24 protein-coding genes are annotated in these 23,505 nt (G+C 29.2%); 21 read left to right on the top strand and 3 right to left on the bottom strand.

The genetic code is table 11. The features are described from left to right. Positions 1-12: 12 nt before the first annotated feature. The 15 genes from remA (at position 13) to CLSA_RS06720 (ending at position 14,121) form a co-directional block, all read left to right on the top strand. On the top strand, positions 13-282 hold the full coding sequence (gene remA, locus CLSA_RS06650; protein WP_022744646.1) for an extracellular matrix/biofilm regulator RemA: 270 nt from the start codon (positions 13-15) through the stop codon (positions 280-282). Beyond that, complete coding sequence (gene gmk, locus CLSA_RS06655; RefSeq protein ID WP_022744647.1) at positions 282-920, top strand: guanylate kinase; 639 nt, start codon at positions 282-284, stop codon at positions 918-920. The genes remA and gmk overlap by 1 nt, the downstream gene beginning before the upstream one ends. Then, the gene (rpoZ, locus tag CLSA_RS06660; protein WP_022744648.1) at positions 901-1,119 is read left to right on the top strand and encodes a DNA-directed RNA polymerase subunit omega; all 219 of its coding nucleotides are present in this window, start codon (positions 901-903) and stop codon (positions 1,117-1,119) included. The genes gmk and rpoZ overlap by 20 nt, the downstream gene beginning before the upstream one ends. Before the next feature lies 1 nt (position 1,120). Continuing rightward, positions 1,121-2,302 (top strand): bifunctional phosphopantothenoylcysteine decarboxylase/phosphopantothenate--cysteine ligase CoaBC, encoded by a 1,182-nt coding sequence (gene coaBC / locus CLSA_RS06665; RefSeq protein ID WP_022744649.1) that lies wholly within the window; start codon positions 1,121-1,123, stop codon positions 2,300-2,302. Positions 2,303-2,589: 287 nt separating this feature from the next. Further along, on the top strand, positions 2,590-4,806 hold the full coding sequence (gene priA, locus CLSA_RS06670; RefSeq protein WP_022744650.1) for a primosomal protein N': 2,217 nt from the start codon (positions 2,590-2,592) through the stop codon (positions 4,804-4,806). 13 nt (positions 4,807-4,819) lie between these two features. After that, a complete protein-coding gene (gene def / locus CLSA_RS06675; protein ID WP_022744651.1) occupies positions 4,820-5,260 on the top strand; it encodes a peptide deformylase in 441 nt (146 codons plus the stop codon). 27 nt (positions 5,261-5,287) lie between these two features. Beyond that, positions 5,288-6,214, top strand: coding sequence for a methionyl-tRNA formyltransferase (fmt, locus tag CLSA_RS06680; protein ID WP_022744652.1), 927 nt, complete (start codon positions 5,288-5,290; stop codon positions 6,212-6,214). A gap of 14 nt (positions 6,215-6,228) precedes the next feature. Then, positions 6,229-6,918 (top strand): zinc metallopeptidase, encoded by a 690-nt coding sequence (locus CLSA_RS06685; RefSeq protein WP_022744653.1) that lies wholly within the window; start codon positions 6,229-6,231, stop codon positions 6,916-6,918. Positions 6,919-6,931: 13 nt separating this feature from the next. Continuing rightward, entirely contained in the window at positions 6,932-8,248 is a 1,317-nt protein-coding gene (gene rsmB / locus CLSA_RS06690; RefSeq protein ID WP_022744654.1) for a 16S rRNA (cytosine(967)-C(5))-methyltransferase RsmB, read from the top strand. Between the two features lie 14 nt (positions 8,249-8,262). Continuing rightward, positions 8,263-9,306: a dual-specificity RNA methyltransferase RlmN gene (rlmN, locus tag CLSA_RS06695; RefSeq protein ID WP_022744655.1), complete on the top strand. Its 1,044-nt coding sequence runs from the start codon at positions 8,263-8,265 to the stop codon at positions 9,304-9,306. 1 nt (position 9,307) lies between these two features. Beyond that, positions 9,308-10,027 carry a Stp1/IreP family PP2C-type Ser/Thr phosphatase gene (locus tag CLSA_RS06700; RefSeq protein ID WP_022744656.1) on the top strand — a complete coding sequence of 240 codons (720 nt, stop codon included), beginning with the start codon at positions 9,308-9,310 and terminating at the stop codon, positions 10,025-10,027. 1 nt (position 10,028) lies between these two features. Next, positions 10,029-11,894 carry a Stk1 family PASTA domain-containing Ser/Thr kinase gene (pknB, locus tag CLSA_RS06705; RefSeq protein ID WP_022744657.1) on the top strand — a complete coding sequence of 622 codons (1,866 nt, stop codon included), beginning with the start codon at positions 10,029-10,031 and terminating at the stop codon, positions 11,892-11,894. Between the two features lie 76 nt (positions 11,895-11,970). Next, positions 11,971-12,843: a ribosome small subunit-dependent GTPase A gene (gene rsgA, locus CLSA_RS06710; protein ID WP_022744658.1), complete on the top strand. Its 873-nt coding sequence runs from the start codon at positions 11,971-11,973 to the stop codon at positions 12,841-12,843. Continuing rightward, positions 12,837-13,481 (top strand): ribulose-phosphate 3-epimerase, encoded by a 645-nt coding sequence (rpe, locus tag CLSA_RS06715; RefSeq protein WP_022744659.1) that lies wholly within the window; start codon positions 12,837-12,839, stop codon positions 13,479-13,481. The genes rsgA and rpe overlap by 7 nt, the downstream gene beginning before the upstream one ends. 4 nt (positions 13,482-13,485) lie before the next feature. After that, positions 13,486-14,121 (top strand): thiamine diphosphokinase, encoded by a 636-nt coding sequence (locus CLSA_RS06720; RefSeq protein ID WP_022744660.1) that lies wholly within the window; start codon positions 13,486-13,488, stop codon positions 14,119-14,121. Positions 14,122-14,455: 334 nt separating this feature from the next. On the opposite strand, the gene rpmB is transcribed toward CLSA_RS06720, so the two are convergent. Beyond that, on the bottom strand, positions 14,456-14,647 hold the full coding sequence (rpmB, locus tag CLSA_RS06725) for a 50S ribosomal protein L28 (RefSeq protein WP_002579588.1): 192 nt from the start codon (positions 14,645-14,647) through the stop codon (positions 14,456-14,458). 206 nt (positions 14,648-14,853) lie between these two features. Between rpmB and CLSA_RS06730 the strand changes: the two genes are divergently transcribed. From CLSA_RS06730 to CLSA_RS06755, 6 genes are all read left to right on the top strand, one after another. Beyond that, positions 14,854-15,204, top strand: coding sequence for an Asp23/Gls24 family envelope stress response protein (locus CLSA_RS06730; protein ID WP_022744661.1), 351 nt, complete (start codon positions 14,854-14,856; stop codon positions 15,202-15,204). Positions 15,205-15,217: 13 nt separating this feature from the next. Next, positions 15,218-16,864, top strand: a complete 1,647-nt coding sequence (locus CLSA_RS06735; RefSeq protein ID WP_022744662.1) for a DAK2 domain-containing protein — start codon at positions 15,218-15,220, stop codon at positions 16,862-16,864. 319 nt (positions 16,865-17,183) lie between these two features. After that, positions 17,184-19,217, top strand: coding sequence for an ATP-dependent DNA helicase RecG (recG, locus tag CLSA_RS06740; protein ID WP_022744663.1), 2,034 nt, complete (start codon positions 17,184-17,186; stop codon positions 19,215-19,217). 64 nt (positions 19,218-19,281) lie between these two features. Continuing rightward, complete coding sequence (gene rsmD / locus CLSA_RS06745; protein WP_022744664.1) at positions 19,282-19,839, top strand: 16S rRNA (guanine(966)-N(2))-methyltransferase RsmD; 558 nt, start codon at positions 19,282-19,284, stop codon at positions 19,837-19,839. A gap of 3 nt (positions 19,840-19,842) precedes the next feature. Continuing rightward, positions 19,843-20,322: a pantetheine-phosphate adenylyltransferase gene (gene coaD / locus CLSA_RS06750; RefSeq protein ID WP_022744665.1), complete on the top strand. Its 480-nt coding sequence runs from the start codon at positions 19,843-19,845 to the stop codon at positions 20,320-20,322. Positions 20,323-20,333: 11 nt separating this feature from the next. Beyond that, positions 20,334-20,876: an ATP synthase subunit B family protein gene (locus tag CLSA_RS06755; RefSeq protein ID WP_022744666.1), complete on the top strand. Its 543-nt coding sequence runs from the start codon at positions 20,334-20,336 to the stop codon at positions 20,874-20,876. On the opposite strand, the gene ylbJ is transcribed toward CLSA_RS06755, so the two are convergent. Further along, complete coding sequence (gene ylbJ, locus CLSA_RS06760; protein WP_022744667.1) at positions 20,856-22,028, bottom strand: sporulation integral membrane protein YlbJ; 1,173 nt, start codon at positions 22,026-22,028, stop codon at positions 20,856-20,858. The two genes, CLSA_RS06755 and ylbJ, sit on opposite strands and share 21 nt — an antisense overlap. 57 nt (positions 22,029-22,085) lie before the next feature. Further along, complete coding sequence (locus CLSA_RS06765; protein WP_022744668.1) at positions 22,086-23,294, bottom strand: nucleotidyltransferase; 1,209 nt, start codon at positions 23,292-23,294, stop codon at positions 22,086-22,088. Positions 23,295-23,505: the final 211 nt, after the last annotated feature.

Raw genomic sequence — 23,505 nt, forward strand, 5'->3', positions numbered from 1 at the left:
AGGAGGATAAAAATGGGAATTAAATTAATAAATATAGGATTTGGAAATATAGTTTCCGCAAACAGATTAGTCGCAATTGTAAGCCCAGAATCAGCACCTATTAAGAGAATTATTCAAGAAGCAAGAGATAGAGGGATGCTAATAGATGCTACATATGGTAGAAGAACTAGAGCTGTTATAATAACAGATAGTGATCATGTTATTTTGTCAGCAGTTCAACCAGAAACAGTAGCTCATAGATTAGCTACTAAAGATGAAGTTGTTGATGAGGTTGATGAATAATGACAAATAAGGGAAGAGGATTATTAATAGTTATATCAGGACCATCAGGTGCGGGAAAAGGTACAATATGTAAAGAGTTTTTAGATAGACATCCAGATGTAGCTTTATCAGTATCAGCAACTACACGATCTCCAAGAAATGGAGAAGTAGAAGGAATCAATTATTATTTTATGTCTAAAGAAGAGTTTAAAGAGAAAATAGAAGTAAATGATTTTTTAGAATATGCAGAAGTATATGATAATTATTATGGAACTCCAAAGTCTAATGTTGAAGAAGTGTTAGAAAGTGGAAAAGATGTTATCTTAGAAATAGATATACAGGGCGCATTAAAAGTAAAAGAAAACACAGAAGAGGGCGTTTTTATATTTATACTTCCACCATCAATGGAAGAATTAAAGCAAAGAATTATCAAAAGAGGAAGTGAAACTCAAGAATCTTTAATGAAAAGATTCAAATCTGCATATAAAGAAATAAATTTTGTTTCTAGGTATAATTATGCAGTAGTAAATGATGAAGTGGATTTAGCAGTTGAAAAACTGGAATCAATAGTATGCGCTGAAAAGTGCAGAGTAGATAGAATAAAACATAGTATATTAGATTCTAAGGAGGGTATAATACATGAACAACTCTATGATTAATCCATCAGTAGTGGATTTATTAAAAAAGACACAAGACAGATATTCATTAGTAATTTTAACTTCAAAAAGAGCTAGACAAATAATTGAGGGCTCTAATCCAAAGGTGGAAATAGATTCAAATAAGCCTTTAACAATTGCCATTAACGAAGTTAATGAAAATGCGATTAAGTATGAAGTAGTAAAAGAAGGTCTTGAATAAGATGAAAAAAAATGTAGTTCTGGGGGTAAGTGGAGGAATTGCTGCTTACAAAGCGTTAGAAATTGTTAGTTTGCTAGTAAAAAAAGATATTAATGTTAATGTTATTATGACAGAATCAGCAACTAAATTTGTAACTCCACTTTCTTTTCAATCATTAAGTCAGAATATGGTTACAGAAGATATGTTTGCAGAACCAAAAGCTTGGGAAATTCAACATATTAGTTTAGCAGAAAAAGCAGATGTATTTTTAGTAGCACCTGCTACTGCTAATATAATAGGAAAAGTAGCAAATGGTATTGCTGATGATATGCTTTCAACTACAATAATGGCGACTAAAGCAAAAGTGATTTTTGCTCCAGCTATGAATACAAATATGTACACTAACCCTATAGTTCAAGAAAATATTAAAAAACTTAAGGCGTTAGGATATGAGTTTGTTGAACCAGCTGAAGGAAGACTTGCTTGTGGCACAAGCGGAAAAGGAAAACTCGAAAAGCCAGAAATTATAGTAGATAAGGTTTTGATGGAACTTAATGAAAAAAAAGATATGATTAATAAAAACATTATAGTAACTGCAGGACCAACTATAGCAGCTATTGATCCAGTTAGATTCATTACTAATAGATCTAGTGGAAAAATGGGATATGCTATTGCTAAAGAAGCAAGAAATAGAGGGGCTAACGTAACATTGATTTCTGGGCCTACTTCTTTAGAACCACCAAAAAACATTGATGTAATTCGTGTTTCAACTAATGAGGAAATGAAAAGTGAAGTTATAAAGCGTTTTGAGAGTGCAGATATAGTAATTAAGTCAGCAGCAGTTGCTGATTATAAGCCTAAAAATTATAGTACTCAAAAAATAAAAAAAGGCGATAATGACTTATATCTAGAATTTATCAGAGATAATGATATTTTAATGGAATTAGGAAAAAGAAAAACAAACCAAATTTTGGTCGGTTTTGCTGCAGAAAGTGAGAATTTAAAAGAAAATGCAAAATCTAAGCTTGAAAGAAAAAATTTGGATTATATTGTAGCAAATGATATAACTTCAAGTGATACTGGATTTGCATCAGAAGATAATAAGGTAATAATTTTATCTGAAAAACAAGAAACAGAGCTAGATAAGATGAGCAAAGAGAAGATCGCAAGCAATTTGTTTGACATTATCCTTAAGAAGCGCTAAAATTTGCGCTTCTTTCTCATTTGTATGGGGAAATATGGGATTTTATAAACTTGAAATTCTGATTAAATCTAGCTTTAGAAGTATTGATAGATTGAATTATATATAAGAAGAATGAGTTTAAAGAGAACATGTCACAGCTTTTTTTTAGTATAATATATATTAAATTATAAAGGTAATGTAATTTGAATTTAAATTGCTTAAGTAATAGAATATGTGGAGAGAAAAAATATTAGTATATCATATTATTAAAGTATGTGATATAAATTATTTGTAAGGGGGAAAGAAGTATGTATGCTGAAGTAATTATAAATAGTGATGCATTAGAAGTAGATAGGCCTTTTACATATGAAATCCCTTATGAATTATTACAAAATATAAGTATCGGGTTTAGAGTTAAGGTACCATTTGGAATGAGAAATAAACCTGTTGAGGGCTTTATATTTTCAATAATAGATGATAGAGATATAGAGATAAAGTATAAAGTGAAAAAAATTTTAGATGTATGTGACCAAGACGCAATGTTAACTGAGGATGATATATCTATAATTAAGTTTTTGAGAAAAAAATATCTTTGTAAATTTATTGATGCTATAAGACTTATGATTCCAGTTGGAATTATGAAAGGTTCAACTAGTAAAAAGAAAAAGGTTGTTGGGATTAATAGAAAAGTTACTAATGATGAACTTGAAAAGGAAAATTATATAAAATTATATGAATTTATAATGAATAACAATGGCATTTATACTAAAGCTGAAATTACAAAAAACAAGAATTTTTCTATATATTCATTAAACAAATTAATTGATAAAGGAATTTTGAAGGTTGAAGAACAAATAGTGTTTCGATACAATACACGAAAATATGAAAGTGATGAAAAAAAATTATTAACTGAAGAGCAGGAAAATTGTCTACGTACAATTCTAAATGATAATGCACGAAAATATTTAGTAAAAGGAGTAACTGGCTCTGGAAAAACTGAAGTATATCTTAGGTTAGTTCAAGAAACATTAAACGAAAGTAAAAGTGCAATTGTATTGGTACCAGAAATTTCATTGACACCACAAATGATTGAAAGATTTAAAGCAAGATTTGGAGAGGATGTAGCTTTATTTCATAGCAGACTGTGTGATGGTGAAAGGTTTGATGAATGGTATAGGGTTAAACAGGGGAAAGCTAAACTCGTAATAGGGGCCAGAAGTGCATTATTTTTGCCACTTCAAAATCTTGGACTTATTATAATTGACGAAGAACATGAAAATACATATAAGTCAGATCATAATCCTAAATATCACACTAGAGAAGTAAGCGAATTTATATGTGAACTTAAGCAGTGTAAATTAGTTCTAGGTTCAGCGACTCCAAGTATTGAGAGTTATTATAAAGCTCTTATAGGAGAATATAAATTAATAGAAATGAAACACAGAGTTAATGGTGGGAAAATGCCTCATATGGAAATAGTAGATATGAGAGAAGAACTAAAAAATAAAAATCTATCATTATTTAGTAGAAAACTTTCACAAGGAATTGAAGAGATTCTGAAAAATAAAAAGCAGGCTATCTTATTTTTAAATAGGAGAGGGTACTCAACTTTTATATCGTGTAGAAGCTGTGGTTATGTGTTCAAATGTCCAGAATGTGATGTTTCAATGACATATCACAAAAATGGATATTTAATATGTCATTATTGTGGTCGAGCAGAAAAAGTTACTAATACATGCCCAAAGTGTAAAAGTAAATACGTAAAATTTTTTGGAGCGGGAACAGAGAGAGTTGAGCAGGAAGTAAAGAAATACTTTCCAAAGGCAAGAGTTCTTAGAATGGATGTAGACACTACAAGACATAAAAATTCACATGAATCTATTTACAATTCATTTAAAAATGGAGAAGCGGATATTTTAATAGGAACTCAAATGGTATCAAAAGGTTTGGATTTTAAAAACGTAACTTTAGTAGGAGTGCTTGCGGCAGATATGTCTCTAAATCTACCTGATTATAGAGCGGCGGAGAGAACATATCAAATAATAACTCAAGTTGCAGGAAGAGCAGGTAGAGGAAAAGATGAGGGGAGGGTAATAGTTCAAAGTTACACTCCAAATCACTATAGTTTAAAATATGCAAAAGAAGAAAACTACGAAGGATTATTTAAGGAAGAAATAAGTATTAGAAGGTTGATGGAAAATCCTCCTTTTGGTAAAATATTATTGATTAATGTTTCATCGAAATTTGAGGAAAAACTAAAGAAATTCATGTATACTTTAGAAGAGAATTTGAAAAAATTAATAGTAGATTCAAATAATTTACAATGTAATGGAGTTTCGCTTTTTGGACCAGTACCTTGCATTATTACCAAATTAAAGGATAACTATAGATGGCAAGTGATAATAAAAGGTCATTTTAATGATGAGTTTAGCGAAAAAGTGAAAGATACACTTTATCAATTAAATAAGAGTGTATATAATGAAATAAGGGTTAGTATTGACATTAATCCGAATAATATGATGTAGGGGGAACATAAAAATGGCATTAAGAAATATAAGAAAATATGGAGATGCAATATTAAGAAAAAAATGTAGAGAAGTTGATGAAATAGATAAAAGATTATTAACTTTAATTGAGGATATGAAAGAAACTATGTATGATGCAGATGGAGTTGGTCTTGCAGCACCACAAGTTGGAATATTAAAGAGATTATTTGTTATAGATATTGGAGAAGGTCCACTAGTATTTATAAATCCTGAAATTCTAGAAACTGATGGAACACAAACAGATGAAGAAGGTTGCTTAAGTTTACCAGGAGAAAGCGAAGAAGTTGTTAGACCTAATTATGTTAAAGCTACAGCTTTGAATGAAAAGGGAGAAAAATTTGAAATAGAAGCTGAAGAACTTTTGGCAAGAGCTATTTTACATGAAAATGATCATTTAAACGGGACTTTATTTATAGACAGAGTAAAAAGATAAATTTGTCATAATAGGAGGTGATTTGAAATGAACATAGTATTTATGGGTACTCCTGAATTTGCAGTTCCGTCATTAAAGAAATTAATTGAAAAATATGATGTTACGGCAATATTAACTCAACCTGATAAGCCAAAGGGAAGAGGAAAGAAAATGGCTTATTCAGCAATTAAAGAGGAAGGGTTAAAGCATGAAATTCCAGTATATCAACCTATAAAGCTTAAAGATGATAGTGAATTAATTGCAAAGTTAAAAGAATTAAAACCAGATTTTATAATTGTAGTTGCGTTTGGTCAAATATTAACTAAAGAAGTGTTAGATATACCAAAGTACGGATGTATAAATCTGCATGCTTCATTATTACCAATGTATAGGGGAGCAGCTCCTTTGAATTGGGCTATAATTAATGGCGAAAAAGTATCAGGAAATACAACAATGCTTATGGATATAGGTTTAGATACTGGAGATATGCTTCTTAAGGATCAAATAAATATTCCGGAAAATATGACATCTGGAGAATTACATGATATTCTAATGGTAAGAGGCGCAGATTTATTAGTTAAAAGCATAGAAGGAATTGTAAATAATACAATAAAACCTGAAAAACAAACAGATGAAACTTTTTATGCAAAAATGCTAAATAAAGAAATTGCTAGTATATGCTGGAATAAGACTTCAAAAGAAATTCACAATTTAGTAAGAGGTTTAAATCCTTGGCCTATTGCTTATACACAATATAAAGGTGAAAGAATGAAAATATATGAAACGGAAGTTTTGAATGAAAAAATCATAAAAGAACCTGGAACAATTTTAGATGTTAGTAAGGATGGAATCAAGGTTGCATGTAATGATAGTGTACTTATGATAAAGAAAGTACAATTCCCTAATGGCAAACCACTAACTATAGAACAATATATTAATGGTCATGAAATAGAGAAGAATATAATTTTAGGATAATGGAGGGGTGTTAAATGCCTTTATATTCAATTTTTGATCCTACAATGATAATATTAATTCCAGCAATTATAATTTCATTTTGGGCACAAACTAAAGTTAATTCAAATTACGAAAAATATAGTAAAGTTAGAATTGTTAATGGTTATACAGGACAGCAAATTGCAAGAATGATGTTAGATGAAGCTGGACTTTGGGATGTTAGAATAGAAGTTATAAATAGTAAACTTGGAGATCATTATGATCCTTCGAGTAAAATATTAAGATTATCTCCAGAGGTATACTCTGGATCAACAATATCTTCAGCAGGAATAGCAGCACATGAAGTAGGGCATGCAATTCAGCATAAAGAAGAATACAAACCATTAACTATTAGAAATTCAATAGTTCCAGTTGTAAATTTAGGCTCAAGTTTATCTTGGATATTGTTCTTTTTAGGAATATTTTTAGGATTTAAAGGATTAACTACTTTGGGAATACTTTTATTTTCACTTGTAGTAATATTTCAACTAATTACATTACCAGTTGAATTTGATGCATCCACTAGAGCTTTAAGTATTTTAAAGTCTAGAGGAATATTATATGGAGATGAAACTAGAGGCGCAGAAAAAGTTTTAAATGCTGCAGCAATGACTTATGTAGCAGCAACATTAATGGCAGTCTCACAACTAATAAGATTAATTGCTATTAGCAATAAAGATGATTAAGAAGAGGTAGATTATGAATTGTAGAAAATTAGCAGTAAAAATATTAAACAGAGTTTTAAATGAAGGTGGATATTCGAATATAGTTCTTTCGAAGGAGTTAAATGAAGTAGAATTATCGGATAAGGATAAGGCTTTACTTACTGAAATTGTATATGGAGTGTTAAGAAGAAAAAAAACATTAGACATAATTATTGCAAATTTCATTAAAGATATTAATTTAATGAATAAAAATATTTTAAATATTTTAAGAGTAGCAATATATCAAATGAACTTTTTGGATAAGATCCCAAGTTACGCAGCTTGCAATGAAGCAGTTGAGGAAGCTAAGGAAATATCTGAAAGTGATTCTAAATTAGTAAATGGAATACTTAGAAGTTTTACTAAAAATCCTGATGACATTAATGTCCCAGGAAATAAAATTGATGAATATGCATATAAATTTTCGTTTGAACCTTGGATGATAAGACTTTTAATAAAACAATACGGAGAGAATGTTGCAAAAAAAATAATGACTGGATTAAATCAGATTCCTACAGTTAGTATTAGAGTTAATGAACTTAAATCTAATTATGATGATGTTTATGATGAGCTTGAGGAAATGGAATATAATATCGAAGATGGTTCTGTTTGCCCAGAAGCAATTTGTATAAAAGGTGGTAAGTCTATAGAAAATAATCCTTTGTTTAAAGAAGGAAAAATTACAGTTCAAGACGAAAGTGCAATGCTTATAGCACCTTTATTGGAATTAGAAGAGGGAATGCAGGTTATAGATTTATGTAGTGCTCCAGGTGGAAAAACTACACATATTTCAGAGATACTTCAAAATACAGGTAAAGTACTAGCGTTTGATGTACATGAATCTAAGCTTGGATTAATAAAAGATAATTGTGATAGACTTGGAATTACTAATGTTGAAGTCAATATTAATGATGCTACTAAGCTGAATGCAGATTTAATTTCATGTAGTGATAGGGTGTTAATAGATGTTCCTTGTTCTGGGATTGGTATAATAAGGAAAAAACCTGAAATAAAATGGAATAAGAAAAGAACAGATTTAAGACAAATAATACCAATTCAAAGAGATATAATGGAGAACGCTTGGCAATATTTAAAGCGTGGTGGAATTATGGTTTATTCAACTTGTACATTAAATAAGGAAGAAAATGAAGAAAATATAGAATGGTTCTTAAATAAATATAAAGATTGTGAAATTAAGAAAGTATTTGTTGGTAAGCAAGATAACCTAGTATACAATAAGGATGGTTCTCTAACTATTATGCCTAATGAAAGAATGGATGGATTCTTTGTGGCTAAATTACAAAAAAAATAACAGTAGGTGAATAAATGAATAATTTATTAGATTATACATTAGAAGAACTTAAGGTTTGGATGAAAGAGAATAATGAAAATGCATTTAGAGCAAAACAAATATTATCATGGATTTATAAAGGGATTAATGACTTCAATGGTATGAAAAACATACCTAAGTCATTAATCACAAAGTTAGAAGAAAATTTTACTATTAGTTTGCCTAATATAATAGAAGTTTACAAATCAGAGATAGATGGAACAGAAAAGTTCTTGTTAGGATTTGAAGATGGAAATTTAATTGAAAGTGTACTTATGAGATATAAACATGGAAATTCTATATGTATATCAACTCAAGTTGGTTGTAGAATGGGGTGTAAATTCTGTGCATCTACTATTAATGGTAGAGTGAGAAATTTATCAAGTGGGGAAATTTTATCAGAAGTTCTTGTGGTACAAAATTATATTAATGAGAGAATTTCAAATATTGTACTTATGGGAAGCGGAGAGCCTTTAGATAATTATGATAATGTTGTGAAATTTTTAGAAATAGTTTCAGCAGATTATGGACTAAATATTGGGCAAAGGCATATAACATTATCTACATGTGGAATTGTACCTAAGATATATGAGTTGGCAGATAAAGAGTTTAGTACGACACTTGCAATTTCTTTGCATGCATTTAGTGATGAGAAGAGAAAAGAGATTATGCCTATAGCTAATAAATACACTATTGATGAAATATTGAAATCATGTAAGTATTATATAAGCAAAACTAATAGGCGAATTACATTTGAATATGCATTAGTAAAAGATGTGAATGATACTAAAGAAGATGCAAAATCATTAGGTAAATTATTAAAGGGAATGCTTTGTCATGTCAATTTGATACCTGTAAATGAGATAAAGGAAAATACTTTTAAAAGATCTACAAAGAAGTCTATAGATAATTTCGCAGAGATATTGAAAAGTTATGGAATAGAAGTTACTACTAGAAGAGAAATGGGAAGTGACATTAATGCAGCATGTGGACAACTTAGAAGAAGTTACATAAATACCCATGAGATAGGGGGAGAATGAAATGGTAGGCTTAGTTAGTGATGTGGGATTAAAACGTACATTGAATCAAGATTTTGCTTCTTATTTAGAAAATGAAAATTTTAAAATATATGTAGTAGCAGATGGCATGGGTGGACATAATGCAGGAGAAGTTGCTAGTAAAATGGCTGCTGAGCAAATTGTTAACTATATAAGTGAAAAATTTTCTTTTGATAGAATGGAAGATTTAATTGTAGAAGCAATTAAAGAGGCTAATAGAAATGTATTTGATTTTTCTAAAACAAATTCAAATTTAAATGGCATGGGAACTACAGTTACAGCTTGCTTCATAACACGAGAATTTATTCAAGTTGCTAATGTAGGGGATAGTGCCTGCTTTGCTATAAAAAATGGTGAAATAAAAAAAATCACTAAAGATCATTCTTTAGTTCAAGAACTTGTGGATAGTGGAAGTATAACAGAAAGTGAAGCTGTTAATCACCCAAAGAAAAATATTATTACGAGAGCATTGGGGACATTTGATAAGGTTAGTGTAGATGTTTTTCCATTAAGAAATGGTGAGTATGATTTATATATGTTATGTTCAGATGGATTAACTAATGAGTTAACAATGGATGAGATTTTAGATGTTATTAAAACCGAACAAAATTATATGGATGTGGCTAATAAGTTAGTGTATTTAGCAAAAGAAAAAGGTGGCAGGGATAATATCACAGTATTGTTGTTTGGAGGAGAGATGTAGTATGAATGGAATTATACTTGGTAGCAGGTATGAGCTATTAGAAAAAATTGGCGAAGGTGGAATGTCAGAAGTATTTAAAGCAAGAGACAATAAATTAAATAGATTTGTTGCAGCGAAAATTCTAAAAAAAGAATTTGGTGATAATATTGACATCGTTGAAAAGTTTAAAGGAGAAGCAACTGCCATTGCAACTCTATCTGACAACAATATAGTGAACATATTAGATGTAGGAACACAAGATGATATAAATTATATTGTAATGGAATATGTCAAAGGTAATACGTTAAAAGATATTATTAAGCAAACTGGGAAAATGAATTATGAAACGGCTATATCCAATGCTATTCAAATCGCAAGAGCTTTAGATTGTGCGCATAGAAATAAGATAATTCATAGAGATGTTAAGCCTCAAAATATTTTAGTGACAGAAGATGGATCAATGAAGGTGACTGATTTTGGTATAGCTAAATCATCTACTTCGTCAACTATTACAAATACAAGTACAATAATGGGATCAGCTCATTATCTTTCACCAGAACAAGCAAAAGGAAGTTTTATTGATTGCAGAACCGATTTATATTCGTTAGGCGTTGTATTATATGAAATGGTTACAGGAACACTTCCTTTTCAAGCAGATACTGCTGTAACTATTGCATTGAAACATCTTCAAGAGAATGTTGTTCCTCCTAAAAATCTTAATTCTAAGATTCCAGATAGTTTAAATATTTTAATTTTAAAAGCTATGGAAAAGGAGCCTAGCAAGAGATATCAAACTGCTAAAGAAATGATTGCAGATCTTCAGAAAATTAAGGATAATCCAAATGCACGAATAGATGCAATAGATGATGATGATGAGCATACTATCATAATGTCAGCTGTAACTGAAGAAATGTCGAAGCAAAAAGAAGCTGAGAATAAATTAGCTAATGATGATGATGACGATTATTATTATGATGATGATGAGTTCGAAGAGGAAGAAAAATCAAAATCAAAATCAAATAAGAGTAAGATTATTAAAATAGCAATAGGAGTTGCAGCTGGAATACTTTTAATTATTTTAGGAGTTGCAGCATTTAAAGCAATAGGATCTTCTGGTGGTAAAGAAGTTGAAGTGCCAAATGTAATAGGTCAAAATGTAGACGATGCTAAGAAGCAATTAGAAAGTGTTAAATTGGTTTTAGTTGTTGCAAGTACAGAAGATAGCGATAAACCGGAAGGTACAATTATTAAATCTAATATTGATGCAGGAACTAAGGTTAAAGAGAATACTGAGATTAGAGTAATTGTAAGTGGTGGAGCAGCAAAACTTAAAATGCCTGATTTAACTGACTATGATCTAGATAAAGCAAAAGATATTTTGGCTTCGTTTAGCTTAAAAATTGATAGCACTAGTTATGAATATAGTGATGCACCTAGAGGTCAAATAATTAGACAAAATCCACAAAAGGATGAACAAGTATCTTCTGATACTAAGATATCAGTTGTTGTTAGTAAAGGACCACAACAGGTGAGACAAAAATCCAATTCATCTGAATTAGATGATTCCAATAAGAAGGAAATAAAAGAATCAGATTCTAATAAGAAGGAAAGTCAAAGTCAGAATCAAATGGCTAGTCCATCAACAGACAATAATAAAAGTACTCCTGCTAATGATGGTAATGCTGCCGACAATAGTAGTGGTAATAGCAGTAGTAGTAATGGTAGCGGAAATCCTAAGACAAATAATCCTACTACACAAAAATCATCACAAGGTAATCAAAGTTCAGGATCTAGCAGCTCTAGTTCAGGAACTTCTAGTAATGCACCGCAAGGTCAACAGGCTGATGTAAGTGGTGGTTTATCACAAAAAACATCAAATAATAATTAATAATTATATGGAGAGGTTGATAAAATAGGCCTCTCCTTTTATAATATATTTAATTTATATAATATGGAGGAATAAGATGAATGGAAAAATAGTTAAAGGAATAGGGGGATTTTATTATATTAAGACAGAGAATGGCTTAATAGAATGTAAAGCTAGGGGTAAATTTAGACATAAGGATATAAAACCTATGGTAGGAGATAACGTTACTATTAAAATAGAAAATGGTAAGGGCGTTATTGAAGAAATACATAACAGATCATCGGAACTAATAAGACCAACAGTTGCAAATGTTTCATTAGCATTTATTGTTTTTGCAGTTAAGAATCCGGATATAAATTTCGATTTATTAAATAAGTTTTTAATTTTATGTGAGTATAATAATATTAATATGGTAGTGTGCTTGAATAAAATAGATTTAGTAAGTGAAGCTGAGCGAGAAGAAATAAGGAAAAGAATAAATGATATAGGTTACGAAGTGATTTATATAAATGCTAAACAGGGAATTGGACTAGAAAGATTAGAAGAAAAAATTCAAGGAAATATAACAGTGTTTTGTGGACCATCAGGAGCAGGTAAATCTACTTTGATTAATAAACTTTCGAATAAAGAACATATGGAAACTGGTAAAGTTAGTGACAAGTTGGGTAGAGGTAAACACACAACAAGGCATAGTGAACTTATAGATGTTGAAGATGGGTATATTGTTGATACACCAGGTTTTTCAACATTAGAAATAAAGGATTTAATGGATAAAGATTCATTGAAATATTGTTTTCCTGAATTTACCGAGTATAATGATAAGTGTAAATATAGAGGATGTCTACATTATAAAGAACCTAAGTGTGCATTAAAAGAAGCACTTGAAGAAGGTAAAATTAATAAATATCGATATGATTTTTATGTGAAGACATTAGAAGAAATAATGGAAGGGGAAAAAAATAAATGGTAAAGATTGCACCATCAATATTATCAGCAGATTTTTCAAGATTAGGAGAAGATATAGAAAGAATAGATAAAGGAGGAGCAGAATTCGTTCATATAGATGTAATGGACGGTTCATTTGTTCCTAATATATCTTTAGGATTACCTGTAATAAAATCTATAAGAAATAGAACTAATAAGGTATTTGATGTACACTTAATGGTAGATAATCCTTCAAGATATATTGATGATTTTATAGAGGCAGGCTCAGATATAATAACTGTTCACTATGAAGCAGATAGACATATAGATAGAACTATTAATTATATAAAATCAAAAGGAAAAAAGGCAGGCGTTTCATTAAATCCTGGAACACCAGTAAGTGTATTAAAAGATCTAATATCTAGTCTGGACATGGTTTTGATAATGTCGGTAAATCCTGGATTTGGAGGGCAAAAGTTCATACCATATGCATTGGATAAAATAAAAGAAGTAAAGGAATTAAGCAATAAATTAAATCCGTCACTACTAATTGAAGTTGATGGAGGAATAGGAAAAGATAATGTTAAAGATGTTATAGGGGCTGGTGCAAATGTAATTGTAGCTGGATCAGCAGTATTTAATGGTGGTGAAATAAGTGATAATATAAAAGCCTTGAGGGGGTAATTTTTTGCAGGTAATGATTGTAAGTGGAGGTACAGCGCCATCAAAAAAATTATTAGAAAATTATATAGATAAGGTAGATTTTATTATAGCCGCTGATAAGGGAAGTGAATGTCTTTATAGTTATAATATAATTCCTGATTTACTTTTGGGTGATTTTGATTCGACCAATAAAGAAAGTTTAAATAGTATAAAACTGAAAGCTCGGGAAGTTTTAGAATTTCCGCCTGAAAAGGATTATACGGATACAGAGATTGCAATAATAGAAGCACTTAAAAGGGGGGCTGAAAAGATATATCTATTTGGCGCTACTGGTTCAAGGATGGATCATACTTTGGGAAATGTAGGCCTTCTATTAACAACTAAGAAAAAAGGAGCAATTTTAGAAATAATAGATGATCATAATAAAATTTATTTAGCTGAAAAGACTATGAAATTGTATGGTAAATATGGTGAAAATATATCTTTTCATGCTTTATGCGATAAGGTTACAAAGTTTAAAATTAAAGGCGCTAAATATAATTTAGATTCATATGATATAAATTTACTAGATCCAAGAGCTATATGCAATGAATTTCTTGATACACCAATAGAAATTAGTTATGAGAAAGGAGAATTATTAATTCTTCATTCGATTGATTAAAAAATGGAACATTTTTAATACCTACTGAATATTAATATAATAAGACGAGATTTATTTAAAGATTATTTTTTGGTCTAAAAAGATTTTGATTGGAATATTAATACTTTAGGAGGGGTATAATATGAAAATAATTGCATTTAAATTACCAAGATTTTTTTCAAATATAATTAAATTTTTTAGAAGAAAAAAATAGAGTATACATAAATATAACTCTAAGAAATCAATGTTAAAAGATAACAAGTCAATATATTTTTTGAAAGTATATTGACTTGTTATTTTTGTACACATAAATAAAAAATGCAATTGGGATAACAATTGCATTTCTTATTATGAACTATATTGCTCTTTGAACCTTTCCAGATCTAAGGCATCTTGTACATACATGAACAGTTTTTGGTGTTCCGTTAACTAAAGCTTTTACTTTCTTTATGTTAGGAGCCCAAGTTCTCTTTGATTGACGATGTGAATGGCTGTATTGTACACCTGCTACAACACCCTTATCACAAATTTCGCATCTTCTTGCCATTAGAAAACACCTCCTTATATTCCAAAGATAATCATCTTCAATAGGACAGAGTAAATTATATCACACGAAAATATAATAGGCAAGATAAATTTTCGTGAATAATATAAGTGAATAGTGATTTATTATATATATTTTTTGAATACTTGAATAAAATATACTTCTAATATAGAATATAGAGTAGGATATAATATTTAGGAGGAATAATAATGGTTGGATTTTCAAATGAAAATGGTAATATAAGTTATTCGGAAGAAGTTTTAGCTAAAATTGTTGGATTATCAACAATGGAATGTTATGGAGTAGTTGGTATGGTTTCCAGAAATGCTAGTGATGGGCTTTGGGAACTTATGGGCATAGAAAATTTAAGCAAAGGCGTAAAAATACAATTAACAGATGAACATAGATTACAAATAGAATTATTTATTATGGTTGAATACGGAACAAAGATATCGGTTATATCTAATAATATCATTCAAAAAGTTCGTTATAGTGTTGAGAACTATACTGGGCTTAAAGTTTCATCTATAACAGTAAATGTGCAAGCGGTGAGAGTCTAGGAGGTTAAACTAAATGAAATATGAACAAATTAACGGCCGTGATTTTTATAACATGGTTGTGAATGCTAGTAATAGATTATTAGAGCAAAGTGATTTTGTAAATGCATTAAATGTATTTCCAGTTCCAGATGGTGATACAGGAACTAATATGTCTATGACATTTAAAGCAGCTGTTAAAGAAATTGAAAATTTAGATACGGATTCTATAGGAGAAATATCGAAAAAATTGGCAAAAGGTGCGTTAATGGGAGCAAGAGGTAATTCAGGTGTTATATTATCTCAAATATTAAGAGGAATTTCTAATGGATTAGAAGGAAAAAATAAAGTAAATGCGTCTGAATTCTCAAATGCTTTCTTTGAAGGATCGAAATCAGCTTACAAAGCAGTTATGAGACCTACAGAAGGTACTATTCTTTCTGTAATTAGAGCTGCAGCAGAAGCAGCGGTATCATGCCAAGCTAAAGATATAGTAACTTTAATGGAAAGTGTAACATCTGAGGCGAAAGTTATGCTTGATAAAACACCAGAATTATTACCTGCTTTAAAGAAAGCTAAAGTAGTTGATTCAGGTGGAATGGGACTTTATTTAATATTACAAGGTATGAATGAAGCACTGAAAAATGGAATCAAGGCAGAGTTAAAAGATATTACTGCAGGAACATCTGCTTCAGTAGGTGCAAGTTCTACTGAAGATATAGATATTAAATATGGATATTGTACTGAATTTATAATACTTGGAGATTCTAAGAGAGCAAAGGAATTTCAAGATAAAATTGAAGAGCTTGGAGATTCGATGATAGTTGTTGGATATGATGATGTTATAAAAGTTCATATACACACTAATGATCCAGGATTAGTATTATCAAATGCAGTAACAATTGGGGAATTATCAAAAATTAAGATAGATAACATGAGGGAGGAACATAGGGAGCTCCTAATAGATGCAAAGGACAAAGAAGATAATAAAGATAAAACAGAAGAAGTATCTATAGAAAATGAGAAGAAAAAATATGGATTTATAACTGTAGCTATGGGAGATGGAATTGCAAACATATTTAAGGATTTAGGTATTAATCATGTTATAGAAGGTGGTCAAACAATGAATCCATCAACGCAAGATATGTTAGACGCTATAAATAAAATAAATGCAGAGCATATTTTTATAATGCCAAATAACAAGAATATAATTATGGCAGCTAATCAAGCGGCAGAGATATGTGATAAGGACATAAGAGTAATACCTACAACAACAATTCCACAGGGAATAGCTTGTGCTACTATGTTTAATCCGGATTTAGAGGTTGAAGATAACTTTAATGAGTTAAAAGAAGCGATAAATGCAGTTAAGACTGGATCAATAACTTATGCTGTAAGGGATACTGAAATTGATGGAATAAACATTAAAGAAGGAAATATGCTAGGGTTAGTAGAAGGTAAAATAAGAGAAGTTGGAGAAGATAAAAAGGCTGTTGCATGTAAAGTTCTAGATGATATGATAAATGAAGAATCTGAGCTTGTTACTGTATACTATGGAGAAGAAGTTAGCGATAATGAAGCAAACCAATTTGAACAAGAATTACAAGAACAATATGAAGATTTAGATATCCAATTTTATAAAGGAAATCAACCACTGTATTATTTTTTAATTTCAGTGGAATAAGTAAATTCAAAACTATTATTATTAAGTTTAATAATTTTACTTAATTATTAAAATATCAAGTTTGATTAATTATTGAATAAGACAAAAGGTATTCTTTGTCTTATAGAAAACTGTTGAGGTAAAATTTTAGATTTTTATTTAAAATAGGTGTATGGATATTTTAAATTGAATTTTGTTGAAATAGTATATGTAATGGAGTTTTTGTTTAGTATTTTCTTATTGTGTATAAACTTAAAAAAGGAAGCACCTTAACGGGTGCTTTTTAATATTTAAATATAGAAATGTTTTGATGAGTTAAGACATTTGAAAGGAGGAAAACATGGATATATACAGTAATATTTCTTTGTTAAAGGGAGTGGGTCCAAAAGCTACAGAGAAATTAAACAGATGTGGAATTTTTAATATATTGGATGTATTGTTGTATTTTCCAAGAGATTATGAATTTGTAAATGGTAATGTAGAGTTTGAAAATATCACGGGTGAAGATAAACAAATATTAAAATGTAAGGTGATTCAGTTTAAAAGAGACATTAAAACCAAAACTGGTAAATTATTAACAACAATAGAATTTGTGTATAATGGACATAAAGTTTCTGCAAAATGGTTTAATCAACGATATATAAAAAATTCATTTACCATGGGAAATTTTTATAATTTAATTGGCAAGTTTAAAAGAATTGGAAATATGTTAGAGGTTTTAAGCCCAGTAATTGCATGTGAGGAAGCATTGACAAGTGAAATTATACCTAAGTATCCACTTAAGGGGGATATAAGCAATAAGTTATTTGAAAAATTGATTAATGAAATATTATCTCATGTAGAAGTAAAAGAAAATCTACCTCAAGATATATTAAATAAGTATTTATTAATTTCCTTAAAAGATGCTATAAAAAGTATACATTTCCCAGAAAATAAAGAAATGCTAGATAAAGCTATAACGAGGCTTAAGTTTCAGGAATTATTTACATACTCATTAAAATTACTACTATTAAAATATAAATTAAAGAAAAATACTAATGGAATACTGTTTGAATGGGTAGATGAACTTAAAGATTTTAAAGAAATATTACCATTTCCTCTTACTGGTGCTCAAACAAAAGTTGTAAGAGATATTCTAAGAGATCAAAAGTCTAACTCACCTATGAATAGATTAATTCAAGGAGATGTTGGTAGTGGTAAAACTATAGTTGCCTTAATTGCTATTTTTAATGTTATTAAAAATGGATATCAATGTGCCTTTATGGCACCGACGGAGATACTTGCAAGTCAGCATTACGAAGAAGCGAGAAAGATGTTTTTTAGTTTTAATATTGAAATAGAATTATTGACAGGCGGCACATCTTTAAAAGAAAAACGAAGAATTAAAGAAAGACTTAAGGGTGATGAGCCTATTTTATTAATAGGAACTCATGCATTATTTCAAGATGATGTGGAGTTTGGGAAATTAGGACTTATAGTAACTGATGAACAACATAGATTTGGAGTGGAGCAAAGAAGTAAGCTTATCAATAAAGGGAAGAAGGCTGATTGTTTAGTTATGACTGCTACTCCAATTCCAAGAACATTAGCATTGTATTTATATTCAGATTTGGATGTATCTGTTATTGATGAATTACCACCAGGAAGAAAGAAAATCGATACTAGGTTTTTTGAAGAATCTCAAAGAAATATAGGTTATGAATTAGCTTATGATGAAATAAAAAAAGGAAGACAGGTATACATAGTATGTCCTCTTATTGAAGAAGATGAGAAACAAGAATTAAATTCTGTTCAAGCGCTATATGATGAACTTAGTAGTGGAATCTTTAAAAATTTGAAAGTAAAAGTCCTTCACGGAAAAATGAAAGGACAAGAAAAAGATGAAATTATAAAATCATTTAAAAATGATGAATTTAAGGTTCTAATATCAACAACTGTTATAGAGGTAGGAGTTAATGTACCAAATGCATCCGTTATGATAGTAGAAAATGCGGAAAGATTTGGGCTAGCTCAACTTCATCAATTGCGAGGAAGAGTTGGGAGAGGATGTTATGAATCTTATTGTATATTGATAGCGAAAGCTAAGAGTAATACAACTAAAAAGAGAATGAATATAATGACACAATCTAGTGACGGATTTTTAATAGCTGAGCAAGATTTAAAATTAAGAGGAGCAGGAGAAATGTTTGGAAAAAATCAAAGTGGTGATGAAGGTTTTGCATTGGCTAATCTGTATGATGATATGAATATTTTGAGATGTGCTAAGTTAGAAGCGAATAATATATTGAAAAATGACTCACAATTAAATAGAGAGTTGATAAATGAAATAAGTAATACTTTGGAAAAGAGTAGCAAATATATTTGTTTTAATTAAATTGAAATATTATACACAAATGTGTTAATATATTAAATAGATATCATTAAGGAGGCAACATATTTTGAGAATAATAGCAGGAAAAGCAAGAGGACATAAATTAATACCTCCAGCAACAATGGAAACTAGGCCAACATTAGATAGAGTTAAAGAAGCGATGTTTAGTTCAATACAATTATATATACCTAATGCTGTGGTTGTAGATGTTTTTGCAGGTACAGGAAGTTTAGGTTTGGAATGTGCCAGTAGAGGTGCAAATGAAGTTTATCTATTTGATAAGAGTTCAGTAACGTTTCCATTATTAAAACAAAATGTAGAAAATCTTAAATTTAAAGATTTTTGTTTTCCAATAAATGTTGATGCATATTTAGGATTAAAACAACTAGCAAGTCAAGGAAAGAAGTTTGACATAATATTTATTGATCCACCTTATTGTAAAGAAATGATTCCGGAAGCCATGAAAATGGTTGAAGAGCATGAACTTTTAAAAAAAGATGGAATAATTGTTACTAAAATAGATACAATTGAAGAGATTTATGATGGATATGAAGAAATAAAATTGACTAAAAGTAAAAAGTATGGTAATACGACTGTATGCTATTATAAATATAAGGAGAAGTAAAATATGAAAGTGGCAGTTTATCCAGGAAGTTTTGATCCAATAACTAATGGCCATCTTGATATTATAAAAAGGGGAGCCAAGGTGTTTGACAAAATTATAGTAGCAGTATTAGTTAATATTGATAAAAAGTGTCTTTTTGAAATAAATGAAAGAGTAGAATTGATAAAAAAGGTAACGAGTAACATAGATAATATAGAAGTTGTAAGCTTTAGTGGGCTTCTAATGAATTTCTTAAAGGAAAATAATGCCAATGTAATCTTAAAAGGATTACGAACAACATATGATTTTGAGTATGAGTTACAAATGGCTTTTATGAACAATGAGTTGGATTCTAGTATTGAGACTATATGTATGATGACATCTCAAAAGAATTTACATATAAGTTCTTCAGCAGTTAAACAAGTAGCGAGGTTTGGTGGAAATATTGAAGGTCTTGTTCCAAAGGAGATTGTCTCTGATATAATGACTAGAATAAATATCTAAGGAGTGTTTTTATGGATAAAATGGATGTAAATATTATAGAGCTATTAGAATATTTACAAGATGTGGTTGATAATTCACCTAAAGTACCTATGAGTGGTAAGGTTATGATTGATAAAAAAGATATTCTTGAAGTAATAGACCAAATTATAAATTATTTACCTGATCAGTTCAAAAGAGCAGAGTGGGTTATGAATGAAAGGGAAAGAATTTTAAGTGAAGCTAAAAAAGAGTATGATTCTATAAAAAAAGAAACTATGACTATGATGAGACAAAATGTTGAAAATCATGATGTTGTAAAAGAAGCAAAAATAAGGGCGCAAGAAATTATAGCTTCAGCACAAAGAGATGCTAAAGCTATAAGATTAGGATCACGAGATTACTCTGATGAAATATTATCTCAATTAGATAAAGAAATTGAAAATCAAAAGATTAAATTAATAACAAGCCTTCAAAATGGTTTTGAAACGGTAGCAAAGGATATAGATACAACATTAACTGGAGCATGTGATGTTATAAAAGAGAATGTTAAAGAATTACGTAGCATGAAAAAATAATTTACTAAATAAATGAAAAAGCAAAGTTAGTACAAGCAATATTAATATTGGTATAAAGTATAGATATACGTTCAATGATGAAGAGGAATTTATTGTAGATGTATATATACTTGTAGGTAAAATATAAATTAATGCATATGTTATAACAAAGCTAAATATTCCCTGTATTACTTTTAAAAAAATATATTTACTAAAATTAATCTTTGTATGACTTACAAATGAGCTTACTTGAGCAATTATAGCTAAACCTGAAAATGAGCATAGAAAGCTTATTATGCTCATTTTAAGACATAATGAAATTTTTATACTGGATAAAATATTACAACCATTAGTGATTTCGATGCTGCCTAAGAATGAACCGTACAAAATTCCAGGACTTAAATTGAATATTTGCTCTAAATTTCTAAAAAAATTAGATATATAGTTATTACTTTCAATAACAGATATGATCACTGAAAATATTATTATAAAACCACCAATAGATAATGTAGTGTTTACTCCATTTTCAACTGCATTTTTTATTGCTAAGCCAAAATTTACTGTTTTATTTTTAGGATAAGAGGGGGAACTCAGACTATTTGAGTTCCTATTTTTTTTTGTAACTAATCCTATTAAGAATGCAGAGAGATAACTTCCTATAAGTAAGATATATCCCAGATAAACATTATTTAAAAGAGCTACGCCCACAGAACCGATTAAAAATAGAGGACCTACGTTGGAAGCTATATTTAAAAGTCTTTCATACTCATTTTTTTCAATATATCCCATTGAATATATATCAGCACAGTATTTTGCTCCTAGCGGATATCCACATAATATACTAGCGGCTATAGGAAATGAGCAATTTCTGGAAAGTCCAAGAGGTTTACATATTAGAGGTCCAAGAAATTTTGAGTAAAGAGTTATTCCATCGTAATATATAAGTAAGTTACAAATTACTACAAACGGAAAGGTGGTTGGTAAAATAGCTTTATACCACAATTTACATCCGTCAATGGCTGCAGGTATACATGTGTTTATATTTAATGCAAATACAATTATTAATATAGAAATAAATATACAAATCATAATATTTTTTTGAATATTAAGTTGCTTAATTAAAATATACGTTAGGCAAATAATTAAAAACCATAAGATAATAACATATGTCATGAAATCCCTCCTATCTTTAATATGTATATTCTTATGGTTATGTAAAAGAACAATATATTATGATATTATAATTGGCGTTTTTAAATAATCATCCATTGGATTTACTGCTGGATTTAAAATAGAATAAGCTTTGGTTCCTAATATATCAATCTTCATATGTTCGCATAAATTATTTTTTGAAACTTTTGTTATTATATTTATATTTGATTTTAATTTTATACTTTTTATCATATCTCGTCCTTTAGCGTTAAATCCAAGAATTCTAGCGTATGGTGGGGGTGTTTTTGAAAGTTTGTGTAAATCAAAGTCTTCTAGATTTAAAAAACTTTGAGCCAGTATTCTATTAATTCTAGTATAGGTATATCTTTTACTTTTGGATTTTAGTATTAGTTCATTTAGAGAATTACAATTTACGACTTCTTTTAATATTTTTTTGTCTAATCCTTCTGAGATATCAGGTAAATTTATAAGCGCATTTTTATTTGTTAATAATTTGTATTTAATATATTTAAACATATCTTCTTCAAAAATGAATCTGTAGTTTGAAGAAGATAAATTATATAATATTTCATAGCTATGTTTTGGAAGGGAGTTAGTTAATGAAGATACATCATGTTTTTTTAAATGCTCTCTAATTGAGGTGGCAGAAGAAAATGAGTTTGTTAAATTATAGTCATTATAAGCAGAACCTTGTCTTTTTAAGGTGTAAGGGCATATTGAACTATTTAGTAATTTTAAAGTTTTGATATATTCTATTCCTAAAATGTTATTAGAATTGCGAAGAATATCTAAAATGTCATCAGATTTTATATAGCTAGCAAGCGCATTTGATCTACTTGAATGAAAAGGTAATCCGGATTTTAAATTTTCTTTTAAAATAGTTTTATATTCAAAAGGTTCATCAGCTAAAATTTCAGCTATTTTTTTTAATGTGCTAACATCTCCGTCTTCACTTCCAAAATACAAATTATCTACTATTCCTAAAGAGTTGAGAAGAGATACACTTCCGAAAGCGAAATATTCAGCAGATGATATTGAGTAAACTAGAGGAAGCTCTAGAACTAAATCAACACCGTTTTTTATTGCCATTTCAGCCCTTTTCCACTTATCTATGATTGAAGGAATTCCTCTTTGCATAAAATTCCCACTCATGACACAAACTATACCATCTGAATTTGTATCACTTTTTGCTTTTTGTAGATGATACTCATGTCCTTTATGAAATGGATTGTATTCTGTAATAATTCCTGTAATTATTATAATCACTCCTTTAAAAATAAAATATTTGACATAATATATTATATATTATATTAGAAAAATATTTTACATTAAAATAAGTAATAATAACTTGATTTTACTGAAAATTGAAAATTCAACATATGTATTAATAATTTTATATCTAAAGATTAATAATAATATTATTTTTGGTTAATAATTAAGATAATATATTATAAAAATTAAATGAAATAAACTGCAT

Source organism: Clostridium saccharobutylicum DSM 13864 (assembly GCF_000473995.1).
Classification (GTDB): Bacteria; Bacillota; Clostridia; order Clostridiales; family Clostridiaceae; genus Clostridium; species Clostridium saccharobutylicum.

Bases quoted from the DNA above. Each gene is read 5' to 3' on its own strand.
- remA (WP_022744646.1), top strand. From the start codon at position 13: ATGGGAATTAAATTAATAAATATAGGATTTGGAAATATAGTTTCCGCA.
- gmk (WP_022744647.1), top strand. From the start codon at position 282: ATGACAAATAAGGGAAGAGGATTATTAATAGTTATATCAGGACCATCA.
- rpoZ (WP_022744648.1), top strand. From the start codon at position 901: ATGAACAACTCTATGATTAATCCATCAGTAGTGGATTTATTAAAAAAG.
- coaBC (WP_022744649.1), top strand. From the start codon at position 1,121: ATGAAAAAAAATGTAGTTCTGGGGGTAAGTGGAGGAATTGCTGCTTAC.
- priA (WP_022744650.1), top strand. From the start codon at position 2,590: ATGTATGCTGAAGTAATTATAAATAGTGATGCATTAGAAGTAGATAGG.
- def (WP_022744651.1), top strand. From the start codon at position 4,820: ATGGCATTAAGAAATATAAGAAAATATGGAGATGCAATATTAAGAAAA.
- fmt (WP_022744652.1), top strand. From the start codon at position 5,288: ATGAACATAGTATTTATGGGTACTCCTGAATTTGCAGTTCCGTCATTA.
- CLSA_RS06685 (WP_022744653.1), top strand. From the start codon at position 6,229: ATGCCTTTATATTCAATTTTTGATCCTACAATGATAATATTAATTCCA.
- rsmB (WP_022744654.1), top strand. From the start codon at position 6,932: ATGAATTGTAGAAAATTAGCAGTAAAAATATTAAACAGAGTTTTAAAT.
- rlmN (WP_022744655.1), top strand. From the start codon at position 8,263: ATGAATAATTTATTAGATTATACATTAGAAGAACTTAAGGTTTGGATG.
- CLSA_RS06700 (WP_022744656.1), top strand. From the start codon at position 9,308: ATGGTAGGCTTAGTTAGTGATGTGGGATTAAAACGTACATTGAATCAA.
- pknB (WP_022744657.1), top strand. From the start codon at position 10,029: ATGAATGGAATTATACTTGGTAGCAGGTATGAGCTATTAGAAAAAATT.
- rsgA (WP_022744658.1), top strand. From the start codon at position 11,971: ATGAATGGAAAAATAGTTAAAGGAATAGGGGGATTTTATTATATTAAG.
- rpe (WP_022744659.1), top strand. From the start codon at position 12,837: ATGGTAAAGATTGCACCATCAATATTATCAGCAGATTTTTCAAGATTA.
- rpmB (WP_002579588.1), bottom strand. From the start codon at position 14,647: ATGGCAAGAAGATGCGAAATTTGTGATAAGGGTGTTGTAGCAGGTGTA.
- CLSA_RS06730 (WP_022744661.1), top strand. From the start codon at position 14,854: ATGGTTGGATTTTCAAATGAAAATGGTAATATAAGTTATTCGGAAGAA.
- CLSA_RS06735 (WP_022744662.1), top strand. From the start codon at position 15,218: ATGAAATATGAACAAATTAACGGCCGTGATTTTTATAACATGGTTGTG.
- recG (WP_022744663.1), top strand. From the start codon at position 17,184: ATGGATATATACAGTAATATTTCTTTGTTAAAGGGAGTGGGTCCAAAA.
- coaD (WP_022744665.1), top strand. From the start codon at position 19,843: ATGAAAGTGGCAGTTTATCCAGGAAGTTTTGATCCAATAACTAATGGC.
- CLSA_RS06755 (WP_022744666.1), top strand. From the start codon at position 20,334: ATGGATAAAATGGATGTAAATATTATAGAGCTATTAGAATATTTACAA.
- ylbJ (WP_022744667.1), bottom strand. From the start codon at position 22,028: ATGACATATGTTATTATCTTATGGTTTTTAATTATTTGCCTAACGTAT.